The sequence below is a fragment of the Paraburkholderia sp. RL17-373-BIF-A genome, assembly GCF_046030175.1.
Classification (GTDB): domain Bacteria; phylum Pseudomonadota; class Gammaproteobacteria; order Burkholderiales; family Burkholderiaceae; genus Paraburkholderia.
In genome coordinates, this window is sequence record NZ_JARESO010000011.1 from 30,431 (window position 1) to 57,389 (window position 26,959).

The following is a 26,959-nucleotide window of genomic DNA, read 5'->3' on the forward strand; positions in this document are numbered from 1 at the left end:
CGGCGTCGCTGACGAGACATCCGGCGCGCAGGCGATTGTTAGAATGGCGGGTCAATCAGTTGAATCACCTACCGAGGGAGGCGCGGTGCCGCAGGTAAAAAAAGCAGGAATTCGCGAGGCAATTCTGGCGTCGGCCTTCGCGGCATTCAGCCGCAAGGGCTATTCGGCGACCACCATGACCGAGATCGCGCGCGAGGCGGGTACTACCGTGGCGAACCTGTATGTGTACTTCGATTCGAAACTGATCATCCTGTATGAGATCTATCAGCCGTGGCTGACGCGGCAACTGCACGCGCTGCGCACCGAGGTGATGCTGCTGTCGAATCCGCGCAGCAAGATTCGCCGTATCATCAGTGGAATCTGGGCGGATATTCCGGCAGCCGATCATGCTTTTGCCAACTCGCTCATCGACGCGCTGGCGACCGCGCCCGCAGACCTGCGCAAGCCGGTCAATCTGCTGCAACCTGTCGAGGCGTTCGTCACACAGCTTTTGCTCGACTCGCTTCCGCGGGAACGGGCGAGCGTGGTCCACGGCGATTTGCTGTCCCACCTCATCTGGATGGCGTTCGATGGCTTCGTCATCAATCACCGGATCGGCGACGATCGCGACATCGACCAGATCTCGGCCATGATGGCCGACCTGCTGCTAGGCGAGCAGGAACCGGAAGCGCACTAGCGGTTCATCCGCAACGAAGCGGAATTTTGAAAACTTTGACAGCACGCAAAAAAGAATGTCATTCTGTATTTAGGCTGCTGATTTCAGCGGCCGGACTCCCTGATCCTCGGGTTGTTCAAGGCGTGAGACCTCGCTGCGGCGCACACTGAATCAGCGCTGGAGCGCGGGCCGAACCTGCCGGACAATCGGATGGCCGGGCAATCAATGGCGTTTACTATTTGCCTGAGGTGCTGGCATGGCCGCAATCTCCGAAAGCGCGCAATTACGTTCATTCAACCCGCCGTCCAGAACCACGTATCTGGTCCTGGTTCTGTGTTTCCTGACGATCGTCGCCGAGGGCTACGACATCGGCGTGATGGGAACGATCGTCCCGTCCCTGCTGAGCGACCCGGTCTGGAAGCTCACCCCGATGGAAATCGGCGCCATGGGTAGTGCCGCCCTGTTCGGTACCTTGTTCGGGTCGTATTTCATCAGCGTGATCAGCGACCTGGTGGGCAGAAAACTGCTGCTGATCAGTTGTGTCGCCCTCTTCTCATTGTCGATGCTCGGCGCAGCGTGGGCACCGACGCCGTTCGTGTTCTCCGTCAGCCGCTTCATCGGCGGGCTCGGCCTTGGCGGAGTCATTTCGGCGGCGGCGGCACTGACCGTCGAATATTCGCCGTCCGACAAGCGCAATCTGAATTTCGCGCTGATGTACTCGGGCTACTCGCTCGGCGCGCTGCTATCCGCGGTCATCGGTATTTTCTTTGTGCAATCCCACGGATGGCGCTTCGTCGTTGCGCTCGGGGCAAGTCCGCTGTTAGCGGTTCCTCTTCTCGTGTGGCTTCTGCCTGAATCACTCGACTTTCTGCTTGCGAAGGGCCGAGAAACTCAGGCGAAGACTTTGGCCCAACGCCTGGGCATCGATTCATCCGTGTTTCAGCGCGCAAGCCGCGGCGCGGCACCGGAACCCTCGCTTGGCGCCGTGTTCCGCGAAGTGTTCTCGCCGCAGAATTTCTGGGCAACGATTTGCCTGTGGGTAGCTCAGGTCGCCGCCGTGCTGGTGATCTACGGCCTGGGTACGTGGCTGCCGCAACTCATGCGCAAGCTCGGTTACGACCTCGGTTCGAGTCTGTCGTTTCTCGCAGTATTCATGCTGTCGTCCGCGTTGGGCGGCATCCTCATCGGTCAGATCAGCGACCGGCTGGGCGCGCGCAAGACCATCGTTGCGGGCTATATCATTGGCGCGCTCGCGGTGTGCGGCCTCACCCTCAAGGGAAGCCTTGTCTTCAACTATGCGCTCGTCGCACTCGCCGGCTTCGGCAGCATTGGCGTCGCAATGGTTCAGTTGGGCTTCATCGCCAACTTCTACCGCGCCCATGCGCGCGCGAGCGCGACCGGCTGGGCCGTTGGCATCGGACGTTTCGGCGCGATGAGCGGTCCGATGGTGGGCGCCTATCTCGCCGCGCACAACGTCGAAGTCCAATGGAATTTCTATGCGTTTGCCGCCTCCGCACTAGTTGCCGCACTGGCCATCGCTTTGACCGGCGACCCGCACTCACGCATGGCACGGCTCGACTCGTCGAGTGTTTCGCTGGAAGGTTGAAAAGATTTGCCGCGCACGCGCGGATCGCGCGGCACGCTTTTCACAAAACACACCATGGAGACAAAACAATGAGCCTCGGCTTTGGCACCTTGGCCCGGATCGGTCATCTCTATCCGTCTGGCGGACTCTGCGACTTCGAGGTTCAGTTGATGGCGCCCGAGGGCGTGCAGTTCGTGACAACGCGCTTGCCGTTCCGCGATACGTCGCTCGAATCCGACACGAACATCATCGACAACCTTGAATACCATGCGGGCCTGCTCGCCGACGCGAAAGTCGATCTGATCGCGTTGAATTGCACGGCGGCTGGTGTGGTGAATGGCTCCGAGACAATCAGGCGGCGCATTACGGACGCGACGGGCATTGCCGCTGTCACGACCATCGATGCGGTTCTCGCTGCTTTGGACGCCCTGTCGGCCTCGAGAATTGCGCTGCTGACACCCTATCGGCAAGAGGTCGTGTTGAAGGAGATAGGCTTTCTGCGCGGACAGGGGATCGATGTCGTCGGCCATGCAAGCCTGCCATGCCAGACGCCTTGGGAACAGGCGGCGATCACGCCGCAATCGTGGCTCGATCTAGCGGCAGGCATTGCAGGTAGCTTCGACGCCTTATTGATAAGTTGTGCGGGCATTCACGTCAGCCCGGTGATCGAGACGCTTGAAATCGAGGTCGGGGTCCCCGTCGTCACGAGCAATGCCGCTCTGCTTTGGCATTGCCTGTGCAGGTTCGGAATTGTCGAGCGGCCCACCCGCTACGGCTCACTTCTCGCGAAGGCCCTCGCGCACGAACAGGTTCCTCCCGATGCGCGTGCCAAGACCTTGCAAGAAGTATCGCCGCTGCGGTAACGCGCGCTTAACCGGCCGAAGCCGGCGACTCGACGCGCATCAGACCGGCTTGCCTTCGCTGCTGGCCCAGTTGCGCATCAGCGTATTGCTCGGCAAGCTTTCTTCGATCAACTTCTTTGCGGTCAGGATTCCGGTATTCGGCAAACCGGTTGGATCGAGCACGCCGACCTTCACCAGCTCCGACGCTTGATCCAATAGACCTGCTCGGTGTAAAGCTTGTTGTTGGCGTTCACAATTGATGCTAGCCGTGTTCACAGGAGCGCTAGCAAGTTCAGTAACGCTGCTAGCGTAACCAAGTTCGAGGCTGACGTACGACACGGCCTCCCGCAGAAAAATGCTACCAGGCCAGCCGCGCTGAGTCCAGGCCGACAGTCTGAACACTATGTTCCTGCGCGACTGCCGCCTCGTCCGGTCGCAGTGATTCGACCAAGAGACCGTTGGCAATGACGTCTGACGGCTTGCCCGTGGCCTCAGGCCCCGTTCACTGCATCCTTGAACGCCTTGCCCGCGGTGAACTTGACTGTCTTTGCGGCCGGGATCTGGATCTCGGCGCCGGTCGCCCGGTTGCGGCCGACCCGTGCGGCACGCGCGCCGGTCGAAAACGAACCAAAGCCGATCAGCTGCACCGTCTTTCCCTTAGTCAGTTCACCGGTGATGGCCGCGATCACCGCGTCAATCGCCTCACCGGTGTTCCCGAAACGCAATTTTCGCGTTCCCGCACACTTTGTTGTGCGCCGATACAAAAAAAGAGGAAGTTGACAAACTATCTTAAGATATATATCTTAAGACACATCTTAAGACACAAGCGGGAGTACCAAGATGCGTCATCGACACCGTTTTTCGCGTCCGCGCACAGCGGACGACACTTTCTCCACCGGCCACCAACGCGGCGCACTTCATGCGTTCTGGCACGCCTTTGCCCATCACCACGACTATCGGGGCGAGCGCGGCGGCGAAGCACGCGGTGACGGCTTCGAACGCCGTCGCGGCGAACGCGGCCGCAGTGACCGCGACGAATTCCGTGGCGACCTGCGCGGCGGCCCTGGCCGTCACGGCTACGACCGCTTCTCGCTGCATGCGCTGTGGCACGCCATCGGCCGTCATCACGAGCATCGCGGCGGCGGGCGTGGCGGGCGCTTCGGCGGCGGCCCGGGCGGCTTCGGCGGCGACGGCGACGGTTTTCCGCGCGGCCGCAAATTCAGTTCCGACGACCTGCAACTGCTGCTCCTGTCGATGATCGGCACGCAGCCGAGCCACGGCTACGAACTGATCAAGGCGCTCGAAACGCGCTCGAACGGCTTTTACAGTCCGAGCCCGGGCATGGTCTATCCAGCGCTCACGTATCTGGAAGAACTCGGCTACGTGACCGTGCAACTCGAAGGCAACCGCAAGCGCTACGAACTGTCGGAAACGGGCCGCGAATATCTGGCCGCCAACCGCGACCGCGTCGAATTGATGCTGGCCAAGCTGAGCCATATCGCCCGCAAGATGGATTCGGTGCGCCGCGCGTTTGCCGGCGAAGAGCCGGCCGACATCAGCGAAGGCGGCTGGCTGCCCGAACTGAACGAAGCGCGCCGAGCCCTGAAGCATGCGTTGCTGCGCCGTGACAACGCGCCGGCGGCGCAGCAGCGCCGCATCGCTGAAATTCTGATGCGCGCGGCGAAAGAAATCGAAAGCGAAGTCAAACCGGACAACAGCGAAAACGGCAACGGCGGCGAAGCGGCCCGTTGAAATCGTGCCGCCCGTTCCCCGCGTGCGCTTGCACGCCGGGAGCGCCGCCCGCGCGTGAGCGCGCGCCCATCGAACCAACCGCAACCATCTTGCATGGGACCGGAGCAAGGCGCTCAAGCGCCAACCTCTGGTCGACAGGAGCACCACTCTTATCCCGACTAAAGACCACCAAACCGACAATCAAACCGGCCTCGCAGTCCACCGCGTACGCCATCCGCTGAAGTTCCGTCTGCTGCAAGTCAAGCAGGTGCGCGCGCTGACCCCGCATCTGATCCGCGTCACATTCACGGGCGAAGATCTGCACGACTTCGTCTCCGCTTCGTTCGACGACCACCTCAAGGTGTTCTTCCCCGAACCCGGCGCGGACAAGCCGGTGCTGCCTGAAGCGGGCCCCGACGGTCCGGTGTTTCCCGCCGGCCAGCCGCGTCCGATCGCGCGCGATTTCACGCCGCGCCGCTTCGATCGCGAGGCGGGCGAACTCGACATCGAGTTTGCAATGCACGAAGCGGGCCCCGCGGCGACGTGGGCGGCGCAAGCCAAAGTGGGCCAGTATCTCGGTATCGGCGGCCCGCGCGGTTCGCTCGTGATACCTAAGGGCTTCGACTGGCATCTGCTGATCGGCGACGATACCGCGTTGCCCGCCATCGCCCGGCGTCTCGAAGAGCTGCCGGCCGGCAAGCGCGTCGCGGCCGTGATCGAAGTGGCTGATCCGTCGGCGCAGATCGAATTCACGACGCAGGCCGAGTTGCATCTCGTGTGGCGCTATCGCAGCGAAGCGGGTGTGCGCGGCGAGGCCTTGCTGCAGGCCGTGCGCGACACCTACCTGCCCGAAAACGGCGAAGGCTATGTCTGGGCAGCCGGCGAAGCCGCGACGATGCGCGCAGTGCGCTATCACCTGTGCACGGAACGCGGCGTCGACAAATCACGCATTCGCGCGGCCAGCTACTGGAAACAGGGCGCCGAAGCGGTGCACGAAACGCTCGACGATTGAGTGTCGGCCGTCCGCGGGATCACATGCGTTTTGAGGCGCGTGCGATCCGGCGGCGGCGCGAGTCGCGCGAGCACTGTGCTTCCAAAAACAACAACAAGGAATCGATCGATGTACTCAATAAGCGCAAAGCACGAACGCCGCCTGCTGTGGCTGCTCGCGCTGACGCAGTTCACCATCATCATGGACTTCATGGTGATGATGCCGCTCGGCCCGCAGATCATGCACGCGTTCGCGATCACGCCGGCTGCATTCGCGACGGCCGTGTCGGCGTATTCGTGGTGCTCGGGACTGTCGGGACTGTTCGCGGCGACCTATATCGACCGCTTCGACCGGCGCCGTCTGCTGCTGACCATGTATGCGCTGTTCGCGCTGTCGAACCTGGCGTGCGCGCTGGCGAGCAGCTTTCCGCTGCTGCTGGCCGCACGCGCGTTCGCGGGCATCACGGGCGGCGTGCTGGGCTCGGTGATCATGGCGATCGTCGGCGACGTGATCCCGGTTCAGCGCCGCGGCGCCGCCACCGGCACGATCATGACCGCCTTTTCCCTCGCGGCGATTGCGGGCGTGCCGGCCGGCGTGATGCTCGGCGCGCACTTCGGCTGGGCCGCGCCGTTCTTCCTGCTGGTGGCGCTGTCGCTGCTCGTGTGGACGGCGGGACGGCAACTGGTGCCATCGCTGGCGGAGCATTTGAGCCGCCGTCAGCCGCCGCTCGCGGAAGTGCTGCCGGATTTGTGGCGGCTCCTGAGCAACCCGCGGCATCTGAATGCGTTTGCGCTGACCTTCATGATGATGGTCGCGCACATGCTGGTGATTCCGTTCATTTCGCCGGTGCTGGTCGTCAATCACGGCGTGGCGCCCGAGCAATTGTCATGGCTCTATATGGCCGGTGGCGCAGCGACGTTCTTCACTTCGCGCCGGGTGGGCGAACTCGCGGATCGTTACGGCACGCGGCGCGTGTTCCGGATCGCGGCGGTACTCGCGTTTTTGCCGGTGCTGTTCGTCACGCATCTGCCGAATCTGCCGTTTTACGCGCTGGTGATGTTTTTCCCAGTTTTCATGGTGCTGATGTCCGGGCGCATGGTGCCCATGCAGGCACTGCTGACCACCGTGCCCGAGCCTGCCCGGCGCGGCGCTTTTCTCAGCGCGAACAGTGCGCTCCAGGCATTGGGCACGGGATGCGGCGCATGGATCGGCGGCTTGATGCTCAGCAGTTCGCCGAGCGGCCAGATCATCGGTTACGGGACGGTCGGCTGGGCTTCGGTTGCGGTCGCGCTGGCCGGCGTGTTGTGGGTTTCCCGCGTACGCGGCGCGCAAGGCGATGCGCCGGCGCCTGGGATGTTGCATGCTGAAGCGGTCGGCGAAAGTTGATTGCGTGTCTCGCGCGGCGCTGTTGTGCAAGGCGCCGCGCGGAGACGCTTCAGTCTGTTAGGCGGGCATCGTTCAGTTGGCCGGCCACCACCACGAACTTGATGCCGCCTTCGGCCAGACGCAGCGCGGCCTCCTTCAGCGGCGCTTGCACACAGTGCCCTCCCCACTTTCACCCCTGCTGCGCGCCCAACGCAGCCAGCGGATGCGCCTCGCTCTTCCACGGCGAGGCGAGAAAATGTTTGACGCGCTCGGGCCGCACCTCGGCGAGCGTGGCAGGTGCCCAGCGCGCCTTGCGATCCTTATCGATCAACTGGGCTCGCACGCCTTCACAGAAGTCACCCTCCTCGATCACGCGTTTGACGATACCCAACTCCATGCGGAAGCACTCGGCCAAGCTCATCTGCCGCCCACGCAAAAGCGCCTCACGCGTGACGTAAAGCATGGTGGGCGAATGGCTGGTCAGCGCATCGTAGATGGATTGCAACCACTGCTTCACCTCGCGCGGCGGCTCGCGCTCCAGGTCGTGCCGCACCGTCGCGACCATCCGCTCGACGCTCGAACGGCGGTCGAAATGCCGCAAGATCAGTTGCGTGAACGCGGCCAGCGGCGCGTGCGGAATGATGTTGCACGGCGGCTCGAACACGCCGCGCAAGGCAGCCATCAGATCGCCTTCGAGCGGCATGCGCTGCAGACGCTCTTCGAAACTGGCGAGCCATTCGGCCGGCACGCACAGATCGGCCAGTTGCAGGCGCAACGCATCGGCGCCGGACAAGGTCGCGCCGGTCAGCCCGACATATAGCTCGAGCTCCGCCGGCATCACGCTCAGAAAGCGTGTCGCGCCGACGTCCGGCAGAAAGCCGATGCGCGTCTCCGGCATGGCGATCTTGCTGCGCTCGGTCACGATGCGCAGCCGCGCCCCCTGGCCGAGCCCCATGCCGCCGCCCATCGCGATGCCGTCGAGCAACGCGACCACCGGCTTCGGAAACGTGTGCAGCGCATAGTCGAGCCGGTATTCGTCGACGAAGAACGCGAGCCACCGGCTGTCGCCGTTCTTCGCGAGCCGCTGCACTTCGCGCACGTCCCCGCCCGCGCAGAAACCTTTGGCGCCCGCGCCTTTCAGCACGAGCGCGACGATGCCGTCGTCGGTGCGGCAATGCTCGACCAGCACGGCAAGCTCGCGCACCATCGCGTGCGAAAGCGCATTGAGCGCGGCGGGACGGTTCAGCGTGATGATCGCCACGCGATTCACCACGCGAAACAGGATCTCGCGTTCCGCTTCGAGGCTCGTTTCGGCTATGACGCTTTGCAATGCGCTCATCAACGCGTCTCCTGCTGCGAGGAATCCGCCTGCGCGGCCTGCGTCACCTGCCAGCGCGGCGTGCGCTTTTCGAGGAACGCATTGACGCCTTCGCGCTGATCGGCGCCGTCGAACAGATCGACAAAGCGCTCGCGCTCCAGCGCCAGCGCCGCCGCGCGCGGCACGCCGTTGCGCCCCTGATGAATCAGCGTCTTGCTGAAGCCGACCGCCTGCGGACTCAACGTAGCGACACGCGCCGCCATGGCCAGCGCGGCCTCGCGCGCCGCGCCCTTCTCCACCACTTCTTCGACCAGACCGATGCGCAACGCCGTCGCCGCATCGACGCGCTCGCCGGTCAGAATCATCCGCTTGGCCCAGCCTTCGCCAACCAGCCACGGCAGCGTCTGCGTGCCGCAACCACAGGGCAGCAAGCCGACTGCCGTCTCGGGCAACGCCAGCAACGCATGTTGTTCGGCGATGCGAATATCGCAAGCCAGCGCGCATTCGAGCCCGCCGCCCATCGCATACCCGTTGATCGCCGCGATCACCACCGGCCGCGCGTTCTGCAAGGTCTCGAACGCCGCGCCAAAGCGCGCCGCCGCGGTGCGCGCGACTCCGCGGTTGCCGTCGGCGAACGTGTTCAGGTCTGCGCCCGCGCTGAAGAACTTGGGGCCGTCGCCGGTAATCACGATTGCCCGCACGCGCGCCTCGCCGTTCAGGCGCTCGACGGTCTGCTGCAATTGCAACAAGCCCTCGGGCGTGAACGCGTTGGCGGGCGGCCGCTTGAGGGTGAGTTGCGCGACGGCGCCTTCGTGCGCGTAGTCGAGTTCGATCATGCCGCGCCTCCGTCCTTGCCGTCCTGACGATAAAGCTTGATGACCGCGGAAAAGTCGAGACGTCCCGCGCCTTTCGTGCTCATCGTCTGGTAAAGCTGTTGCGCGAGCGCGCCGAGATAGAGCGGTTGACGCGCGGTTTTAGCGGCGTCGGTGGCGAGTCCTAAGTCCTTGAGCATCAGATCTGTGCCGAAGCCGCCGGTGTAACCGCGCGTGGACGGCGCTGTCTCGATCACACCGGGCATCGGGTTATACGTGTCCGAACTCCAGCAGCGCCCGGTCGACGTATTGATGATGCCGCCCAGCACATTCGCGTCGATGCCGAGCGCCTCGCCGAGCGACATGGCTTCGGCCACGCCCGCCATCGTGATGCCGAGCACGAGGTTGTTGCAAATCTTCGCGACCTGGCCCGTGCCGGTATCGCCGCAATGCACGATGTTCTTACCCATCGCCGAGAGTACCGGCTTGACCAGCTCATACGCGCTCGCGCTGCCGCCGACCATGAAGGTCAGCGTGCCGGCCGCCGCGCCGCCAGTGCCGCCGGACACGGGCGCGTCGACAAAAGTGTTGCCGTGTTGCTGCGCGAGTTCGGCGAATGATTTCACGCTCGCGGGATCGATCGTGCTCGAATCGATGATGGTCACGCCCTTCGCGATGCCGGCGAAGATGCCGTCGTCCGCGGTCAGCACGCTGCGCACATGGGCGGCGGCGGGCAGCATGGTGATCACGCATTCCGCGTCGGTCGCCGCCGCTTTCGGCGAACCCGCCGCTTTCGCGCCGGCATCGACGAGCGCCTGCACGGCTTGCGCGTTGAGGTCGAACACGTTGACCGCGTGGCCCGCCTTGAGCAGGTTGTGCGCCATCGGCGCACCCATGTTGCCGAGTCCGATAAAGCCTATTTTCATGATCTCGTCTCCAGTCTTCAGAAGCCGCGTGGACTCAGCGCAGGCTGATGGTCGTATTGACGCCGTCGTTGACGGTGTCGTCGTCGAACCAGCGGGCGGTGACGGTCTTGGTCTGCGTGTAGAACTGCACGACCTGTTTGCCATACGGGCCGAGATCGCCGAGTTTCGAGCCGCGCGAACCGGTGAAGCTGAAGAACGGCACCGGCACCGGAATCGGAATGTTGATGCCGACCTGACCGATATCGATCTCGCTCTGAAATTTGCGTGCCGCCGCGCCGCTCTGCGTGAAGAGGCCCACGCCGTTGCCGAACGGATTGCGGTTGACCAGCGCGATCGCGTCATCGAGCGTTGCCGCGTTCAGCACCACCAGCACCGGCCCGAAAATTTCCTGACGGTAGATTTCCATTTCAGTGGTGACGTCGCTAAAGACCGTCGGACCGATGAAGTTGCCTTGCTCGTAGCCCGGCACTTTTACGCCGCGACCGTCGAGCGCGAGCGTGGCGCCTTCTTTCACGCCGGTTTCGATCAGGCCGAGAATGCGCTGCTTTGCCGCGCGCGAAACCACCGGGCCGATGTCCGTGTTCGGTTCGTTGCCCGCGTTGACTTTCAGCGTCTTGGCCTTGGCGACCAGGTCCGGCAACCATTGCTGCGCCGCGCCCACCAGCACAACCGCCGAGGTCGCCATGCAGCGCTGTCCCGCTGCACCGAATCCTGCGCCAGCCAGCGCGTTCAGCGTCTGCTCGCGGTTCGCATCGGGCAGCACCACGGCGTGGTTTTTCGCGCCCATCATCGATTGCACGCGCTTGCCGTGCTCGCTGCCGAGGCGGTACACGTGCGTGCCGACCGCCGTCGAGCCGACGAACGAAATCGCCTTAACCAGTTCGTGCGTGCAGAGCGCGTCGACCACCTCCTTGCCGCCGTGCACCACGTTCAGCACGCCCTTCGGCACACCGGCTTCGAGCGCGAGTTCGACCAGTTGCATGGTCGAGAGCGGGTCCTGCTCGGAAGGCTTCAACACGAACGTATTGCCGCACACGATTGCCATCGGGAACATCCACAGCGGGATCATCGCCGGGAAGTTGAACGGTGTGATGCCGGCGCACACGCCGATCGGTTGCCGCAGCGTGTACGTGTCAACGCCGCCCGCCACGTTCTCCGCGAATTCGCCCTGCTGCAAGGTGCCGATCGAACACGCATGCTCGACCACTTCGAGGCCGCGGAAGATATCGCCTTCGGCATCGGGAATCGTCTTCCCCTGTTCCGCGCTCAAGGTCTTCGCGATACGCGGCATATGCTCGCGAATCAGCGCCTGGTACTTCAGCATGATGCGCATGCGCGCACCGATCGGCGTGTCCTTCCAGGTCTTGAACGCGGTGTGGGCGGAACGGATGGCTTCGTTCACCTCATCGGCGGTGGCGAACGGGACGCGCGCCAGCACCTCTTGCGTGGCGGGATTGACGATGTCGCGCCATTCGCTGGTCTTCGATTCGACGAACTCGCCGTTGATCAGCAACTTGACGGTGGCAACGGCAGCAATTGCGCTCATGCTGAAACTCCTCTGCAGTGGCCGCGAGGCGGCCGGACAGTGACTGGGGACAAATAAAATCAACGCAGATCCGGGAAATCTTCTTCCCAATACTCATCAGGCAGGCGCGCGGGCTCGGCCTCGCGCTCCATTTCGCGGCGCCGCAATTCGACGCGGCGAATCTTGCCGGAAATGGTCTTGGGCAACTCGCTGAATTGCAGGCGGCGAATCCGCTTGTACGGCGCGAGCTTTTCGCGCGAGAACGCGAACACCGCGCGCGCGAGTTCGGGGCCGGCTTCGTAACCCTGGCGCACGGTGACGAACGCCTTGGGCACCGACAGACGCAGAGCGTCGGCGCTCGGCACCACGGCGGCCTCACCGATCGCCTCGTGTTCGATCAGCACGCTTTCGAGTTCGAACGGACTCAGGCGGTAATCGGACGATTTGAAGACGTCGTCGGCGCGGCCGACATAGACGTAGTAGCCGTCGTCACGGCGCAGCGCGACGTCGGACGTGCGATAGAAACCGTTGCGCATGGCCTGTGCGGTAGCCTTGGCGTTGTTCGCGTAACCGGTCATCAAACCGAGCGGCCGTTCGGCCAGCGGCAGCGCGATTTCGCCTTCCGTGACGGGCTGGTCGTCGGCATCGATGAGCTCGATGGTGTAGCCCGGCAGCGGGCGCCCCATCGAACCGGGCACGACCGGTTGGCCCGGCGAGTTGCCGATCTGGCATGTGGTCTCGGTCTGGCCGAAACCGTCGCGTATCGTGATGCCCCACGCGTGCTTCACGCGCTCGATGACCTCGGGATTCAACGGCTCGCCGGCGCCGACGATTTCGCGCAGCTTGACCGGGTAGGCGGTGAGATGCTCCTGCACCAGCATGCGCCAGACGGTCGGCGGCGCGCACAGCGTGGTGATGTTGAAACGCACCAGCGCGTTCAGCGTGTCTTTCGGCACGAAGCGCGGGAAGTTGAAAACGAACACGCAGGCCTGCGCATTCCACGGCGCGAAGAAGCAGCTCCACGCGTGCTTGGCCCAGCCCGGCGAGCTGATGTTCCAATGGATATCGTTCGGTTGCAGACCGATCCAGTACATCGTCGACAGATGGCCGACCGGATAGCTTTGATGCGTGTGTTCGACGAGCTTGGGCTTCGAGGTCGTGCCCGAGGTGAAATACAACAGCATCGGATCGGTGGCCCGCGTGACGCCCTCGGGCGTGAATTGCGGCGATGCGTCATAGGCCGCGGAGAGATCGATCCAGCCCTCGCGCGGCGTGCCCACCGACAGGCGCGTGAGCGGCGCTTCGAGCGCATCGAATTTGGCCAGCTCCGCGCTATCGACCACCGCGAAATTCGCGCCGCCGATCTGCACGCGGTCGCGCACGTCGTCGGCGGAAAGCTGGGTGGTGGCGGGCAGCACGATCGCGCCGAGCTTCATGGCCGCGAGCATCACGTCCCACAGTTCGACGCGGTTCGGCAACATCAGCAGCAGACGGTCGCCGCGGCCCACGCCCATGCCGCGCAGGAAATTCGCCATGCGCGCCGAGCGCTCCGACATCTGCGCGTAGGACAGGCGCAGGCCGTCGCTGGCGGGATCGTCTACGATCCACAGAGCGGGATTGTCGTTATTGCGCGCGATTACGTCGAAATAGTCGAGCGCCCAGTTGAACTCGCCTAGTGCCGGCCACGCGAATTCGCGGTACGCGCGGTCGTAGTCGGTTCGATGGCGCAATAACAGGTCGCGCGCGTCGAAAAAGGCCTTCGCTGCAGTCATCGTCGTCTCCTGGTGGCGCGGTATGCGCTCCGCTTTTTTTGTCCCGCGTTGCACTGCTTTCTACTCGGCGGGCAAGCTATTTTGCACTCAAAACCAGCCTCACTTCTATTTACACATGCCGCGCGATCAGCATGCGCTGCACTTCGCTGGTCCCTTCGTAAATCTGCGTGATGCGCGCGTCGCGGTAATGGCGCTCCACCGCGTAGTCTTCGAGATACCCATAGCCGCCGTGAATCTGGATCGCGTTCGAGCAGATTTCCTCGGCCAGTTCCGACGCGAACAGCTTGGCCTGCGAAGCCTCCGACAAACACGGCTTGCCCGCCGTGCGCAGCCGCGCCGCGTGATGCACGAGCAGGCGCGCGGCGTTCAGGCGCGTGGCCATGTCGGCGAGCATGTTGGCGATAGTCTGATGCTCCTTCAACGCCTTGCCGAACTGGATGCGTTCGTTTGCGTAGAGACGCGCGGCATCGAACGCGGCCCGCGCGATGCCGACCGCCTGCGCGGCAATGCCGATGCGGCCGCCTTCGAGATTCGACAGCGCGATGCGCAAGCCTTCGCCCGGCTCGCCGAGCAGATTGGCTTCCGGCACGGCGCAGTCGTCGAGCGAAATCGGACAGGTGTCGGAGGCGCGAATGCCGAGCTTGTGTTCCGGCTTGCCGACGTTGAAACCCGGCGTATCGGTCGGCACGATGAAGGCCGACAGACCACGCTTGCCGCGCTCGGGATCGGTGACGGCGAAGACGATCGCGAGGTCGGCGCGCGAGCCGTTGGTCACGAACTGCTTGCTGCCATTGAGAATCCACTTGCCGTCGCGCAGCACGGCGCGCGTGCGCAGATTGTTCGCCTCCGAGCCGGCCTGCGGCTCGGTCAGGCAGAACGCGCCGATGCGGCGGCCGGTCGCGAGGTCCTGCAAATAGCGGTCTTTTTGTGCTTCCGTGCCGAAGTTGAGAAGCGGCCCGCAGCCGACCGAGTTGTGCACGCTCATCAGCGTGGCACAGGCGGCGCAGCCCGCGGCGATCTCTTCGAGCGCGAGCGCATAGGCCACGTAGTCGGTGTAGGAGCCGCCCCACTCCGCCGGCACGATCATGCCGAGAAAACCAAGGTCGCCCATCTGCTTGACGACCTCGGCGGGCAGTTGCGCGTCGCGGTCCCATTGACCCGCATGCGGGGCGAGCCGCTCGGTGGCGAAGTCGCGAGCGGCGTCGCGGATCATCCGTTGTTCGTCGGTGTAGAAGCTGTCCATGGCGCTCGGTCCTGTGCTGTGCGTGTGATCGCGGCTCATGTCGCGCCTCGTGGCGGCGTCGCCCAAGGCAGGCTGTGCGCGATCGGTTGAGGCCCAGTGTAGGCAAGCCGCCGGGCAGGTTCGATGCTCAGCCCGATCATTCTGATTGAGCGCATTTGCCATACTGTTACGATATGAGGCCGCATACGTCCACGATTTCAGGCACTTGGCGAATTTCCACAAGGAAAACGCTGAGCGCTTTTGCCAGACTCTCCGTAAAGCCGGACACGCATGAAAAACGATAAAGGGACGATTTCCGTCAGCATGGTCGAGGAAGCGCTCGCGCTGGCGCGCTCGCGCGGCCTCGACGCGCTGCCGCTTGCCGAAGCCGCCGGCATCGCGGCGCCGATGCTGGCGTCGCAGAAAAGCCGGGTGTCGTCGGCGCAATACGGCGCGCTGTGGGCGGCGATTGCGCGCGCGATGGACGACGAGTTCTTCGGCCAGGATTCGCATCGCATGAAAAGCGGCAGCTTCATCGCCATGACGCAGACGGCGCTCACCGCGCGCAATGGCGCCCAGGCGCTGGCACGCGCGGTCGGTTTCATGCGCCTGGTGCTGGACGATCTCGGCGTGCGGATCGAAACGGACGCGCAGCGCGTGCGCCTGCGCTTCGTGGAAAACGCCGGCGCGCCGCCAACGGCCATGTTCGCCTACGCGACCTACTTCATCCTCGTGTATGGGCTGTTGTGCTGGCTGGTCGGGCGGCGCATTCCGTTGCTCGAGGCGCGCTTTCGCTGCGCCGAGCCGCCCGCCGCGCACGAGTACCGGTTGATGTTCTGCGATCAGATGAGCTTCGATCAGGCCGAGTCGTACGTGGACCTCGCGCCGGCGTTTCTCGACCTGCCCGTGATTCAGACGACCAAATCGGTCAAGCCCTTCCTGCGCGATGCGCCCGGCAGCTTCATCGTCAAGTACCGCAATCCCGGCTCGCTCGCGGCGCGCGTGCGCAAGATGCTGCGCGCCATGCCGATGGCCGGCTGGCCCGCCGCCGATCAGATGGCCGATCGCCTGCACGTCGCCGAGGCCACCATGCGGCGGCGTTTGAAACAGGAAGGCTATACGTATCAGTCGATCAAGGACGACCTGCGGCGCGACATCGCGATCGGCGAACTGCAGGACACCGACCGCACCATCGCAGACATCGCGACCTCGGTGGGCTTTGCCGAACCGAGCGCGTTTCATCGCGCGTTTCGCAAGTGGACCGGCATGCGGCCGACCGATTACCGTCCGGCGCGCGCGGATTTCACGCGCCGGGCGGAATCGGACTAAGCTGTAAGGAGCAGGCCAGCCTTCTTTTGGGGTATCGGCCCGCGCCGGTCGATACGCCCTGACCGCGCGCGGCAGCCGTCAGCGATGAGCACGTATCCACGTCTCCCGTTCCGGCAGTCTGGCTCGCGCATGTCGCTTATCCGTGGCGATGTCGTGGGCCGGTTGATGCGCGGCATGACCGTGCTCGGCGTGCTTTTGACGTTTGGATTCGCGTCATGCGAATTGAATGTCGCTAATGTCCCACTTCGCGCCGCCGTCGCCCCCAACAGCGTCGTCGTCATTCCGGTGAACGGGGCGATCAGTCCGGCCAGCGCCGACTTCATCGTGCGCAGTCTGCAGCGCGCCGCTGACGATCGCGCGCAGCTTGCCGTGCTGCAACTCGATACGCCGGGCGGGCTCGATACGTCGATGCGGCAGATCATCAAGGCGATTCTCGCCTCGCCCGTGCCGGTCGCCACGTTCATTGCCCCGAGTGGCGCGCGTGCGGCGAGCGCCGGCACGTATATCGTCTATGCGAGCCACATCGCGGCGATGGCGCCGGGCACCAATCTCGGCGCGGCGACGCCGATCCAGATGGGCATTGGCGGCGCTGAGCCGCCGGGGGGCGGCGGAACGCCGGGCTTGCCCGGCATTGGCGGCGGCGGTGGCAGCGGCGGGTCGGCAAAACCCGCGGCGTCCGCGCCCACCGGCTCCGCCAGCGCCCTGCCGCTCGACACCCAATCGACCGAACTGCGCAAGCAGGTCCACGATGCCGCCGCCTATATTCGCGGCCTCGCCCAGATGCGCGGGCGCAACACCGACTGGGCCGAGCGTGCGGTCCGCGAAGCCGTGAGCCTGTCGGCGGCGGACGCGCTCGCACAGCACGTCGTCGATCTGAATGCGCGCGATGTGCCCGACCTGCTGCGCCAACTGGACGGCCGGGCGATCGTCACGAGCGCGGGCAACGTCAAGCTCAATACGGCCAACGCCCCGATCGTCACGCTCGAAGCCGACTGGCGCAGCCATTTCCTCGCCGTGATCACCGATCCCAACGTCGCGCTGATCCTGCTGATGATCGGCATGTACGGCCTGTTCTTCGAATTCGCCAATCCGGGCTTCGTGCTGCCCGGCGTGGTCGGCGCGATCAGCCTGCTGCTCGGCCTCTTCGCCATGCAGATGATGCCGATCAACTACGTCGGCCTCGGTCTGATCTTTCTCGGCATAGCGTTCCTGATCGGCGAGGCGTTTCTGCCGACCTTCGGCTCGCTCGGCTTCGGCGGCGTGGTCGCGTTCGTGATCGGCGCGCTGATGCTGATCGATACCGACGTGCCCGGCTACGGCATCCCTCTGCCGATGATCACCGCCGTGGCCGTGTTCAGCGTGGTGTTCGTGCTGGGCGTATCGCGACTCGCGCTGCACGCGCGGCGCCGCCCGGTGGTGACGGGTTCGGAAGCGCTGATCGGCAGCGTCGGCGTGGTGCTCGACGGCGGCCTGTCGCCGGCGGACCTCACCGCGGATGGCGCGCTGGGCGGTTGGGCACAAGTGCATGGGGAACGCTGGCGGGTGTCCAGCACGGCCCCGGTTGCGGCGGGCCATGCGGTGCGCGTTACGGCGCGGCGCGGCCTGACGTTGACCGTGGTGCCCGCGGAAGCACGACAACAAGGAGAAAGCTCATGATCGGTTTCACATTCGGCTTCAGCAGCATTCTGATTCTGCTGGTGGCCGCGCTGATTGCCTCATCGATACGGATTTTTCGGGAGTACGAACGCGGCGTCGTGTTCATGCTCGGGCGCTTCTGGAAGGTCAAGGGACCGGGCCTCGTGCTGATCATTCCGATCGTGCAGCAGGCCGTGCGTATGGACCTGCGCACCGTCGTGTTCGACGTGCCGCCGCAAGACGTGATCACGCGCGACAACGTCTCGGTGAAGGTCAACGCGGTGGTGTATTTCCGCGTGGTCGATCCGGAGAAAGCGGTGATCCAGGTGGCGCGTTACTTTGAAGCGACCAGCCAGTTATCGCAAACGACGCTGCGCGCGGTGCTCGGCAAGCACGAACTCGACGAACTGCTGGCGGATCGCGAGCAATTGAACGCCGATATCCAGAAAGTGCTGGACGCGCAGACCGACGCGTGGGGCATCAAGGTATCGATCGTGGAAATCAAGCACGTGGATATCAACGAAACGATGATCCGCGCGATTGCCCGTCAAGCCGAAGCCGAGCGCGAGCGGCGCGCCAAGGTGATTCACGCGGAGGGCGAATTGCAGGCCTCGCAGCACCTGCTGGAAGCGGCGCAGACGCTCTCGCGCCAGCCCCAGGCGATGCAGTTGCGCTACCTGCAAACGCTCACGACGATTGCCGCCGACAAGAATTCGACGATCGTTTTCCCGCTGCCGATCGACTTGCTGAGCGCCGTGTTGGACCGCTTCAGCAAACCGTCGCCGCCCTGAGTCACAGGATCATTCAGCCCGGTTTGAATCGCTGGGCGAAATGGTGCATTGCCTTCAATCGCCTTACTCGAAATGCATATGAAAACTAGAATACCGCTGTCGTTTTTAACCGCTCCATAGGAGCTCGTCATGAAAATCGTTTCTCGAGTTGGACTCGGCGCGCTGTTGGCCGCCGTGAGCATGAGCACCGCGTTTGCGCAGACTTCGGCGCGGCCCTACGATCCGTCGGCGCCGAAAACGCGTGCCCAGGTGAAGGCCGATCTGGCCGACTGGCGTGCCGCCGGTTACGATCCGCTCGACTGGATCGACTACCCGGAGAATGCGCAACGCGCCGGCCGTATCGTCGCGCAACGGCGGGCGCAGGGATCGGGTGGAACGATAGCGCAGTAAGCGCCAGTTGCCGCGTGGCATGCGGGGCTGCCTGCGACTGCAACGGTCGCGGGCGCTTTTAGCCCCATATGCCTTTCCTGCTTTCCACTTTCCGCTTTCCACTTTCCACTTTCCACTTTCCACTTTCCACTTTCCGCTTTCCGCTTTCCGCTTTCCTGCTTTCCCGCTTTCCCGCTTCCCCGCTTCCCCGCTTCCCCGCTTCCCCGCTTCCCCGCAACATCGTAAATTCGCTTGCCGCGCCGCCCCGCGCGCTGGCAAGGTATCATCTCGCCCCTTCGACAACCCGCCGCCGGAATCCGAACCATGTCAATCTGGGTTGACGCCGACGCCTGTCCGGCCGTGATCAAGGACATGCTGTACCGTGCCGCGCGCCGCACCGGCATGAGGCTGACGCTGGTCGCCAATTCGTTTCTGCGCGTGCCGCCGTCGCCGTTGATCCGCGCGATCCAGGTGCCGGCCGGCTTCGACGCCGCCGACGACCTCATCGCCGAACGTGTCGCCGCCGACGATCTCGTGATCACCGCCGACATCCCACTCGCCGCCGCCGTGCTGGCCAAAAACGCCCAGGCGCTCGATCCGCGCGGCAACTGGTACACGCCCGGCACGATCGAAGAACGGCTGCGCATGCGGTCGATGCTCGACCAGTTGCGCGGCAGCGGCGTCGATACCGGCGGCCCTTCGGCCTTCAGCCAACGCGACAGTAAGAGCTTCGCGGGCGAACTGGATCGCTGGCTGGCGCGCCAACGGCCGCAGCCTGATGCATCGGCGCCACAATCTCCCGACGAACCGCCCGCCGAATGAGCGTTTACACAGCCGCTCAGCCACACAATGCGGCACACCGCCGCCAATCCTGACTACAATCCGCCCGTGACCCCAGCGCCCGCAGCCTCAGCGACGCGGCGCCTTCACCGCCCCAACCACAAGAAACGCTTTCTGAACGACGAGAGACCCGCCTCATGGACTCCATAAAACGCTACTTCGGCTTCGAAGCCGCTGGCACCAACCTGCGCACCGAAGTGCTCGCCGGACTGACCACCTTCCTGACGATGGCCTACATCATCTTCGTCAACCCGGCGATTCTCGGCGACGCCGGCATGCCGAAGGACGCGGTGTTCGTCGCGACCTGCATCGTGGCCGCGCTCGCGTCATTGATCATGGGTCTCTACGCGAACTATCCGATCGCGCTCGCGCCGGGCATGGGGCTGAACGCGTACTTCGCGTACACCGTCGTGAAAGGCATGGGCTTCACCTGGCAGGCCGCGCTCGGCGCGGTGTTCATTTCCGGCTGCCTGTTCCTGATCGTCACGCTGTTTCGCGTGCGTGAGGTGATCGTCAACGGCATTCCGCATTCGATACGCATTGCCATCACCGGCGGTATCGGCCTCTTTCTCGCGATCATTTCGCTGAAGTCGGCCGGCGTAGTGGTCGGCAGTCCGGCCACGCTCGTGACGCTCGGCGATCTGCACAACCCGCACGTGATTCTCGCGGTGATCGGCTTCTTCGCGATCGTGACGCTGGATCATCTGCGGGTGCGTGGCTCGATCCTGATCGGGATTGTCGGCGTGACGGTGTTGAGCTTTTTCTTCGGCGGCAATCAGTTCCACGGCATCGTCTCCGCGCCGCCGTCCATTTCGCCGACGCTGTTCCAGCTCGACATTCGCGGCGCGCTGTCGGGCGGCGTGCTGAACGTGATCCTCGTGTTCTTCCTCGTCGAACTGTTCGATGCGACCGGCACGCTGATGGGCGTGGCCAATCGCGCCGGGCTGCTGGTGGAAGGCAAGATGCACCGCCTTAACCGCGCACTGCTTGCGGACAGCACGGCAATTCTGGCCGGCTCGATGCTGGGGACTTCGTCGACCACCGCGTACATCGAAAGCGCGTCGGGCGTGCAAGCCGGCGGACGTACGGGCGTGACGGCCATCACCGTGGCCGTGCTGTTCCTCGCGGCGCTCTTTTTCGCGCCGCTGGCGGGTGTGGTGCCCGGCTATGCGACGGCGCCGGCGCTGCTGTACGTGTCGTGCCTGATGCTGCGCGAAATGCTCGACCTGCCGTGGGACGACGCCACTGAAGTCGTGCCGGCCGCGCTCACCGCGCTGCTGATGCCCTTCACCTATTCGATCGCCAATGGCGTCGCGTTCGGCTTCATCTCGTATGCGGGCCTGAAGCTGTTGACCGGCCAGGCGCGCAAGGTGAAGCTGGTGGTATGGATCATCGCGGCGATTTTCCTGTTCCGCTATTTCTATCTCGGCAGCGAGTAGGCGCGGCGCGGACGCTCGTCGGCCAAACCCGGGGCTGGATCAACGACGGTTTTATTCACGGTGCCCATTCCGGTCGGGCACCGTTTATCATCTGACGATTAATAAAACGATCGACCTGGACACGGGAGTCCCCTACATGTCTTACAGCCGCACCTCGGACCGCTATACGGCGCCCGCCATTTTCTTTCACTGGGCCATGTTTCTGCTGATCGCGCTGGCTTATCTGGCGATCGAGATTCGCGGGCCCAAGGGCAGCGACAGCCGCGCGTTCTGGAGCAGCGTGCATTTCTGGTGCGGCACGCTGGTGCTGGGGCTGGCCTGTTTGCGTCTGCTCTGGCGACTGTGGGCCGGCGCGCCCGCCGAAGTCGACAGCAACCGGCTGCTCGCCTTTCTGGCGCGGGCCGCGCATCTCGCCTTGTACATTTTCATCTTCGTCCAGCCGCTGCTCGGCATCCTGATGATCAACACCGGCGGACATCCGGTCACGCTGGCGTGGGTCAACATCGATTACACGCTGGTCGGCGCCGATCCCGTCGCGCGGCCATTGCTCAAGACCGTGCATGAGTGGCTCGGCAATGCGTTCTACTGGGTGATCGGCTTGCACGCGCTGGCCGCAATCGCGCATCACGTAGTGTTGAAAGATCGGACGCTGCGGCGGATGATTTGAGCGCACTCGCGCGCAAGTTGGGACGCCGGCGGCACGGCTGGCCGCGGACGGTTTGAATGATCGATGCCGCGCGTGGGTTTCCTCGCCTTCTGCTTCTTGCGCGGCTTTCCTGCTTGCGGCGTTGACCGACAGGACGTCGGAAACGCCTTCAGTCAATTACGCCAATTGGCTTCGTAGAAGCGCACATAGCCGCTTCTCAGCACGAGACATTGCGCTCTCGTTTCCGATATCAGGCGTCGCGTGGCCGCTTCGATCCTGGCGCGGTGCGCGTCGAATGCGCCGACCATGTCCTCCAGACGCGGCGATGCGGCGCCGTAGTGGTCTTCCAGTGCCTCCGCCGTGATCATGCATTCCACCCTCTGCCCATCGACCATCGCCGGGAACGCCAAGGTGAGTTCGCGACCTGAATATTCAGGAGTTTCATTCGGGAATAGGATCTGCATGGGTGTTCACCTGGAAGGTAGGTGCTGCGCATGGTGTAGCCTGGTAGTGCGCACGCCGGTTGCGTCTGATCGCGTCGCTAGCCCACAACCTCCTTGTCCAATGCTGACGACGCGGGCTCGTCACCTGATTGCGGCGGCGGAATAGTTCGCGGCCCGCGGAGGTGATTTGATTCACTTTAGACGAGTTCGGCCACGGCGCAAGTTTTCCTTTTTGTTTGCCTGATTTTGGTGCTCCGCGCGTTTTTTTGAGGCATGCGGCGCCGCACGGCCTCCGTTTTTTCCCTGCCGTGCGCCGCGCGATTCGTCCTGTAATATCGGTGTTCGGCCGTGGGCGCGCATGTTGCGCTGCGGCATCGAGCGGAGGGCAACGTACCCGCCGTGTCCGTTTCACCGGAGACATGCCTTGACCCAACGTTCCGCCACGCCGCCCACTGTGGGTCGGCCCGATGTCATCGCGCAAGCTCACGCCCGCTCGCTCGAAATCGGCCTGCGCGCGTCGGAGACGCCGGACTTTCATCCGCTCCCCCGGCCTGCGCTGCGTGAGCTCGTCGATCGCAATCAATCGCTGTTCACGCATGCGCTTCCTGTCATGGAGACGCTGCATGCGCAGATCGTCGATACGCAAAGCATGGTGCTGCTCACCGACAATCACGGCGTGATCCTGCACAGTCTCGGCGACAGCGACTTCGTCGAAAAGGCCAATCGCGTCGCGCTGTGTACGGGTGTGTCGTGGGCCGAAGCGGATCGCGGCACCAATGCGATCGGCACCGCGCTCGTCGATGGCCAGCCGACCGTCGTGCACGCCGGCGAACACTTCCTGCACGCCAACCGGATTCTCACGTGCTCGTGCGCGCCGATTGCCGATCCGTTCGGGCGCACTATCGGCGCGCTCGATGTGAGCGGCGATACGCGCGGCTTTCATAAGCACACGCTCGCGCTGGTGAGGATGTCGGCGCAGATGATCGAAAATCATCTGTTCTCCAATCAATTCGTCGACGCGATTCGCGTGCACTTTCACGCGCGCGCGGAATTCATCGGCACGCTGTTCGAAGGGCTCGCCGCGTTCGCGCCGGACGGCACGTTCCTGTCGGCCAATCGCAGCGCGCTGTTTCAATTCGGGCAGCCGCTCGCCGAACTGCAACGGCAACCGTTCGATGCGCTGTTCGGCGTGGCCTTCGCGAGGCTGTTGCAGCAGATCGCGCGCGCTCCCGGCGAGAGCATTCTGTTGACGCTGCCGAGCGGCGTGCGCGTGGTGGCGCGCGGCGAATATACGCTGCCACGCTACGTCGGGCCGACGGAAAGCTTCGCCGGCACTTCGCGCGCGCCATTGTCGGGCGACGCGCGTCATGCGCCGCGCTGCATCGATCCCGCGCCGCTAGCCACGCTTGAAACGCTCGACACCGGCGACGCGCAAATCGCCGCGATCCTGCGGCGTGTCGCCAAACTGCGGGGCCGCGATATTCCGATCCTCGTGCTCGGCAAGACCGGCACCGGCAAGGAGTGGCTGGCGCGCGCCATCCATCACGATTCGCCGCGCCGGGCCGCGCCGTTCATCGCGCTGAATTGCGCGTCGTTGCCGGATACGCTGATCGAGGCGGAGTTGTTCGGCTACGAAGACGGCGCGTTCACCGGCGCGAAGAAACGCGGCAGCATCGGCAAGATCGTGCAGGCCGACGGCGGCACGCTGTTCCTCGACGAAATCGGCGACATGCCGCTCGCCCAGCAAGTGCGCCTGATGCGCGTGCTGCAGGAGCGCAACGTCGTGCCGCTCGGCGGAACCCGGGCGATTCCGGTGGATTTGCGCATCGTCTGCGCGACCCACCGCAACCTGCGCGCGATGATCGAAGCCGGCACGTTCCGCGAAGACCTGTACTACCGGATCAATGGACTCGTCCTGACCTTGCCGACGCTGCGCGAGCGCACGGATCTTCGTGTGCTCGTCACGCGCATACTGGAATTGCAAGCCGACGGCGAACGCCTGCCACGGCGCGTCTCCGCCGAAGTGCTCGAACAATTCGCGCAATGCCGCTGGCCGGGCAATCTGCGGCAACTGGCCAACGTGTTGCGCACCGCGAGCATCATGGCCGAAGGCGCGGAACAGATCGAACTCGACGATTTGCCCGAGGACTTCTTGCAGGATTGCGTCGACACCGCGGCTGAGCCACGAGTGAAATCACTGGCAGCGCTTGCGGGCTCAGAATCCTGCGATGAGGTCCGCGCCGCGGCGCAAGCGCAGGGGCAGCCGGCGTCCAGCAAGATGGAGGCATGGCAGGCCACGCTGATCGCGCAAACGCTCGAACGGCTCGACGGCAATGTGTCAGCGGCGGCACGCGAGCTGGGATTGGCGCGCAATACGGTGTACCGCTATTTGCGACGCAACGGCACGACTCATTGAAGATGCAACGTGTAAAGTGTGGCGCAATCCGTCACAGATTCACACGATGTCCGACTCTACCCGCCCGCCTCTCGTTCGCGTCGAGCCGCTCGGCCACACCTTCGAAGCGCCCGATTCGCTCACGATTCTCGAAGCCGCCGGCTTTGCGAATCTGCGCTTGCCGCGCTCGTGCCGTAATGGGACGTGCCGCACGTGTCTGTGCAAAATGACTGCGGGACGCGTGCGCTACACGATCGAATGGCCCGGGCTCAGCCGGGAAGAAAAACAGGAAGGCTATATTCTGCCGTGCGTAGCGATCGCGGAATCCGATGTGGTGATCGAAGCGCCGGATGCGGTCGAATTGCCGCCGCTCAAGTGAAGCGCGGCGCGCATCGCCGGCCTTAACGCCCGTTACCCATCGCCCGGGCGATTTTCTTGTCGGTGTTGTACTGGCTCAGCGCGTACACCGACCAGATCGCGGCCGGAATCCAGCCGATCAGCGTGATCTGCAGGATCAGGCAGATGATGCCCGCGAACGGGCGGCCGATCGTGAAGAACTGGAACCACGGCAGAATGATGGCAAGCAGTAGCCGCATGCAGATTTCCCTTTGTTGATAATGGCTAGTTGATCGGTGCGAAGCGCGGCACCTTGGCGCCGTCGACTTCGACCAGTTCGAAAAATACCGAGGCTGGACGCGTCCAGATCGTACCATCGCTGGCTTTGTAGACGATCATCGTGACCGTCGGATCCGGCTCGAGCGTGGCCTCGCAAACCAGTTCGTAAATCCCGCCTTTGTAGTGCCGGTAACGCACCATGCTTATCCTCCCTGAATTGACCAATCTCGGCGATTCAGCGACGGTCGAACCGTCAGCCGCCCTCTTTCATCTGCTTCAGAATCTTGTAGACGGTGGCGCGTCCCATCGTCAGCACGGCGGCCACGTAGTTCGCGGAACTGCGGCCGCGAAACGCGCCTTGTGCGTGCAGTGCCTCGACGATTTCCCGCTTGTGTTCGCGCGTGAGCGCATTGATGCCGATCTGGCGTTCGCGCAGCCACGTATGCAGGTATGTGTTGATGCGGTCCTGCCAGTCGTCGCGGAACAGTTCCTCCGCGGGCGCGTCCGTCAGATTACCGCCCTTGATGAACAGATCGAGCGTGGAGCGCACATCTTCGAACACCGCGATATTGAAGTTGATGCACAGCATGCCGGCCGGCTTGCCGTCGTCGTCGAACAGGATGTTGCTCACGCAACGCATGCGCCGGCCGTCCCAGTTGAGCTTCTCGTACGGTCCGATGGTCTGGCCGCGCGCCGCGTAATGGACTTCGTCCAGCACCGACGGCCCGCCGACTTCGAGCTTCGACAGGTTGTTCACGAGGTACGCGATGGTCTGATCGCGCAGGTCGTGAATCACCACTTCGGCGCACGGATAGAAAAGCGCCGCGATGCCGTCGGCGATGGGAGCGTAGCGCTCGAGCAGCAGGTCTTTCACAGGAGACACGTTTGGGTTGCGCATGGGGTCGCAGTGTTCGAAGGATGCGGCAACTCGCCATTGTAGCCACCCGGCCCGGCCACGGCGACCGTGGCGCCGGCCACGTCGTCAAAAAAGCAAACGCTGCCCCCCTTCGTCACGCGGCGATTTTTGTCCGCTTGGCGAGCGATTTTTTTTCGTGCGATAAAAGACCCATCTATTTGACGGAGCAACAGATGGCCACGCTTGAAGCGTTTCGCGCCGTGCTCGATGACGAAGGCACGCCGGAAATCATCCGCAATCACATCATCGATTCGCTGCAATACACGCTGCGCAATCACGGACAGATCTTCACGTCGAAGGAAGTCGAATGGCTGGCCGGTTGGGACGACGCCCGCATTCCGCTGGCGGCATCGCGCGAGTTGCAAAAGCGCGTGAGCGAAACTTCCCGCTGAAACGCGAGTCTGTTGATCGTCCAGCGCCCGCGCCGTCACGGCGCAACCCCTCACCCGGCGTGCCGCTCATGCCCCGGCACGCCGTTCGCGACGATCGCGTCGCTCGCAAAGCCCCGCCGGCCGGGCGGTTTGTCCCTGCGTGGAACTTTTTGCTATCCAATTAGCCCTATTTAGTGCATCATATTGGAATAGCTGTATCCCGCATTCGCCGCATTCGCATTAGTAGGCAACAACCGGCTTGATCAGGCAACACCGGGCAGTCTAAAACCGGCGTCTGCGCACCACCCCCGACTGTTCGACCGCCTGTCGGCGATCCCGTCACCCCGGCAATGCGTCGCATGCATTCGCCGTCGCGAGTTGTGCAGCTGAGTGTTCAGCTTTACGCGCCCGATGTCCGCGCGACAT

27 protein-coding genes and 1 pseudogene are annotated in these 26,959 nt (G+C 64.0%); 16 read left to right on the forward strand and 12 right to left on the reverse strand.

Annotated features, from left to right (window positions below; all coding sequences use genetic code 11):
* The first annotated feature begins 85 nt into the window (after positions 1 to 85).
* The 3 genes from P0D80_RS15685 (at position 86) to P0D80_RS15695 (ending at position 3,103) form a co-directional block, all read left to right on the forward strand.
* On the forward strand, positions 86 to 676 hold the full coding sequence (locus P0D80_RS15685) for a TetR/AcrR family transcriptional regulator (protein ID WP_408178093.1): 591 nt from the start codon (positions 86 to 88) through the stop codon (positions 674 to 676).
* Positions 677 to 911: 235 nt separating this feature from the next.
* A complete protein-coding gene (locus tag P0D80_RS15690; protein ID WP_408285106.1) occupies positions 912 to 2,261 on the forward strand; it encodes an MFS transporter in 1,350 nt (449 codons plus the stop codon).
* 68 nt (positions 2,262 to 2,329) lie between these two features.
* Entirely contained in the window at positions 2,330 to 3,103 is a 774-nt protein-coding gene (locus tag P0D80_RS15695) for a maleate cis-trans isomerase family protein (RefSeq protein ID WP_408285108.1), read from the forward strand.
* A gap of 39 nt (positions 3,104 to 3,142) precedes the next feature.
* On the opposite strand, the pseudogene P0D80_RS15700 reads toward P0D80_RS15695, so the two are convergent.
* Both P0D80_RS15700 and P0D80_RS15705 read right to left on the reverse strand, forming a co-directional pair.
* A pseudogene (locus tag P0D80_RS15700) lies at positions 3,143 to 3,324 on the reverse strand (dienelactone hydrolase family protein); the annotation flags it as partial.
* A gap of 249 nt (positions 3,325 to 3,573) precedes the next feature.
* The gene (locus P0D80_RS15705; protein ID WP_408285110.1) at positions 3,574 to 3,807 is read right to left on the reverse strand and encodes an HU family DNA-binding protein; all 234 of its coding nucleotides are present in this window, start codon (positions 3,805 to 3,807) and stop codon (positions 3,574 to 3,576) included.
* A 115-nt stretch (positions 3,808 to 3,922) separates the two neighbouring features.
* On the opposite strand from P0D80_RS15705, the gene P0D80_RS15710 reads away from it, so the two are divergent.
* From P0D80_RS15710 to P0D80_RS15720, 3 genes are all read left to right on the forward strand, one after another.
* The gene (locus P0D80_RS15710; protein WP_408285113.1) at positions 3,923 to 4,834 is read left to right on the forward strand and encodes a PadR family transcriptional regulator; all 912 of its coding nucleotides are present in this window, start codon (positions 3,923 to 3,925) and stop codon (positions 4,832 to 4,834) included.
* A 151-nt stretch (positions 4,835 to 4,985) separates the two neighbouring features.
* Positions 4,986 to 5,825: a siderophore-interacting protein gene (locus P0D80_RS15715; protein ID WP_408285403.1), complete on the forward strand. Its 840-nt coding sequence runs from the start codon at positions 4,986 to 4,988 to the stop codon at positions 5,823 to 5,825.
* A gap of 108 nt (positions 5,826 to 5,933) precedes the next feature.
* Positions 5,934 to 7,190, forward strand: coding sequence for an MFS transporter (locus P0D80_RS15720; RefSeq protein WP_408285116.1), 1,257 nt, complete (start codon positions 5,934 to 5,936; stop codon positions 7,188 to 7,190).
* A 169-nt stretch (positions 7,191 to 7,359) separates the two neighbouring features.
* Here P0D80_RS15720 and P0D80_RS15725 read toward each other — a convergent pair whose 3' ends face one another.
* From P0D80_RS15725 to P0D80_RS15750, 6 genes are all read right to left on the reverse strand, one after another.
* On the reverse strand, positions 7,360 to 8,508 hold the full coding sequence (locus tag P0D80_RS15725) for an enoyl-CoA hydratase/isomerase family protein (RefSeq protein WP_408285119.1): 1,149 nt from the start codon (positions 8,506 to 8,508) through the stop codon (positions 7,360 to 7,362).
* Positions 8,508 to 9,323 (reverse strand): enoyl-CoA hydratase, encoded by an 816-nt coding sequence (locus P0D80_RS15730; protein ID WP_408285122.1) that lies wholly within the window; start codon positions 9,321 to 9,323, stop codon positions 8,508 to 8,510. The genes P0D80_RS15725 and P0D80_RS15730 overlap by 1 nt, the downstream gene beginning before the upstream one ends.
* Positions 9,320 to 10,225 carry a 3-hydroxyisobutyrate dehydrogenase gene (mmsB, locus tag P0D80_RS15735; RefSeq protein WP_408285125.1) on the reverse strand — a complete coding sequence of 302 codons (906 nt, stop codon included), beginning with the start codon at positions 10,223 to 10,225 and terminating at the stop codon, positions 9,320 to 9,322. The genes P0D80_RS15730 and mmsB overlap by 4 nt, the downstream gene beginning before the upstream one ends.
* 34 nt (positions 10,226 to 10,259) lie before the next feature.
* The gene (locus tag P0D80_RS15740) at positions 10,260 to 11,771 is read right to left on the reverse strand and encodes a CoA-acylating methylmalonate-semialdehyde dehydrogenase (protein ID WP_408285127.1); all 1,512 of its coding nucleotides are present in this window, start codon (positions 11,769 to 11,771) and stop codon (positions 10,260 to 10,262) included.
* Positions 11,772 to 11,830: 59 nt separating this feature from the next.
* Positions 11,831 to 13,522 (reverse strand): AMP-binding protein, encoded by a 1,692-nt coding sequence (locus P0D80_RS15745; RefSeq protein WP_408285130.1) that lies wholly within the window; start codon positions 13,520 to 13,522, stop codon positions 11,831 to 11,833.
* A gap of 109 nt (positions 13,523 to 13,631) precedes the next feature.
* Positions 13,632 to 14,765, reverse strand: a complete 1,134-nt coding sequence (locus P0D80_RS15750; protein WP_132379340.1) for an acyl-CoA dehydrogenase — start codon at positions 14,763 to 14,765, stop codon at positions 13,632 to 13,634.
* A gap of 270 nt (positions 14,766 to 15,035) precedes the next feature.
* Here P0D80_RS15750 and P0D80_RS15755 point away from each other — a divergent pair, with 270 nt between their 5' ends.
* The 7 genes from P0D80_RS15755 (at position 15,036) to P0D80_RS15785 (ending at position 21,814) form a co-directional block, all read left to right on the forward strand.
* Positions 15,036 to 16,073, forward strand: coding sequence for an AraC family transcriptional regulator (locus tag P0D80_RS15755; RefSeq protein ID WP_408285132.1), 1,038 nt, complete (start codon positions 15,036 to 15,038; stop codon positions 16,071 to 16,073).
* Positions 16,074 to 16,157: 84 nt separating this feature from the next.
* The gene (locus P0D80_RS15760; protein WP_408285135.1) at positions 16,158 to 17,729 is read left to right on the forward strand and encodes an NfeD family protein; all 1,572 of its coding nucleotides are present in this window, start codon (positions 16,158 to 16,160) and stop codon (positions 17,727 to 17,729) included.
* Entirely contained in the window at positions 17,726 to 18,499 is a 774-nt protein-coding gene (locus P0D80_RS15765; RefSeq protein ID WP_132377452.1) for a slipin family protein, read from the forward strand. The genes P0D80_RS15760 and P0D80_RS15765 overlap by 4 nt, the downstream gene beginning before the upstream one ends.
* A 129-nt stretch (positions 18,500 to 18,628) precedes the next feature.
* A complete protein-coding gene (locus tag P0D80_RS15770; RefSeq protein ID WP_408285138.1) occupies positions 18,629 to 18,889 on the forward strand; it encodes a DUF4148 domain-containing protein in 261 nt (86 codons plus the stop codon).
* A 303-nt stretch (positions 18,890 to 19,192) separates the two neighbouring features.
* Positions 19,193 to 19,690 carry a YaiI/YqxD family protein gene (locus P0D80_RS15775; RefSeq protein WP_408285141.1) on the forward strand — a complete coding sequence of 166 codons (498 nt, stop codon included), beginning with the start codon at positions 19,193 to 19,195 and terminating at the stop codon, positions 19,688 to 19,690.
* A 155-nt stretch (positions 19,691 to 19,845) separates the two neighbouring features.
* Complete coding sequence (locus P0D80_RS15780; protein ID WP_408178107.1) at positions 19,846 to 21,147, forward strand: NCS2 family permease; 1,302 nt, start codon at positions 19,846 to 19,848, stop codon at positions 21,145 to 21,147.
* Between the two features lie 136 nt (positions 21,148 to 21,283).
* The gene (locus P0D80_RS15785) at positions 21,284 to 21,814 is read left to right on the forward strand and encodes a cytochrome b (RefSeq protein WP_408178108.1); all 531 of its coding nucleotides are present in this window, start codon (positions 21,284 to 21,286) and stop codon (positions 21,812 to 21,814) included.
* A gap of 152 nt (positions 21,815 to 21,966) precedes the next feature.
* Here the strand turns inward: P0D80_RS15785 and P0D80_RS15790 are convergent, their stop codons facing one another.
* Entirely contained in the window at positions 21,967 to 22,257 is a 291-nt protein-coding gene (locus tag P0D80_RS15790) for a DUF1488 family protein (RefSeq protein WP_132377457.1), read from the reverse strand.
* Between the two features lie 403 nt (positions 22,258 to 22,660).
* Between P0D80_RS15790 and P0D80_RS15795 the strand changes: the two genes are divergently transcribed.
* Positions 22,661 to 24,652, forward strand: a complete 1,992-nt coding sequence (locus P0D80_RS15795) for a sigma-54-dependent Fis family transcriptional regulator (RefSeq protein WP_408285145.1) — start codon at positions 22,661 to 22,663, stop codon at positions 24,650 to 24,652.
* A 46-nt stretch (positions 24,653 to 24,698) separates the two neighbouring features.
* Positions 24,699 to 25,010, forward strand: a complete 312-nt coding sequence (locus P0D80_RS15800; RefSeq protein WP_132377459.1) for a 2Fe-2S iron-sulfur cluster-binding protein — start codon at positions 24,699 to 24,701, stop codon at positions 25,008 to 25,010.
* Positions 25,011 to 25,032: 22 nt separating this feature from the next.
* Here P0D80_RS15800 and P0D80_RS15805 read toward each other — a convergent pair whose 3' ends face one another.
* From P0D80_RS15805 to P0D80_RS15815, 3 genes are read right to left on the reverse strand one after another with little or no spacing between them, the layout of a single operon-like run.
* A complete protein-coding gene (locus P0D80_RS15805; protein WP_028194701.1) occupies positions 25,033 to 25,227 on the reverse strand; it encodes a YqaE/Pmp3 family membrane protein in 195 nt (64 codons plus the stop codon).
* A 25-nt stretch (positions 25,228 to 25,252) separates the two neighbouring features.
* The gene (locus tag P0D80_RS15810) at positions 25,253 to 25,447 is read right to left on the reverse strand and encodes a DUF1653 domain-containing protein (RefSeq protein WP_132377460.1); all 195 of its coding nucleotides are present in this window, start codon (positions 25,445 to 25,447) and stop codon (positions 25,253 to 25,255) included.
* Positions 25,448 to 25,499: 52 nt separating this feature from the next.
* On the reverse strand, positions 25,500 to 26,144 hold the full coding sequence (locus tag P0D80_RS15815) for a helix-turn-helix transcriptional regulator (protein WP_095421107.1): 645 nt from the start codon (positions 26,142 to 26,144) through the stop codon (positions 25,500 to 25,502).
* Between the two features lie 191 nt (positions 26,145 to 26,335).
* On the opposite strand from P0D80_RS15815, the gene P0D80_RS15820 reads away from it, so the two are divergent.
* On the forward strand, positions 26,336 to 26,554 hold the full coding sequence (locus tag P0D80_RS15820; RefSeq protein WP_132377461.1) for a hypothetical protein: 219 nt from the start codon (positions 26,336 to 26,338) through the stop codon (positions 26,552 to 26,554).
* Positions 26,555 to 26,959 lie beyond the last annotated feature (405 nt).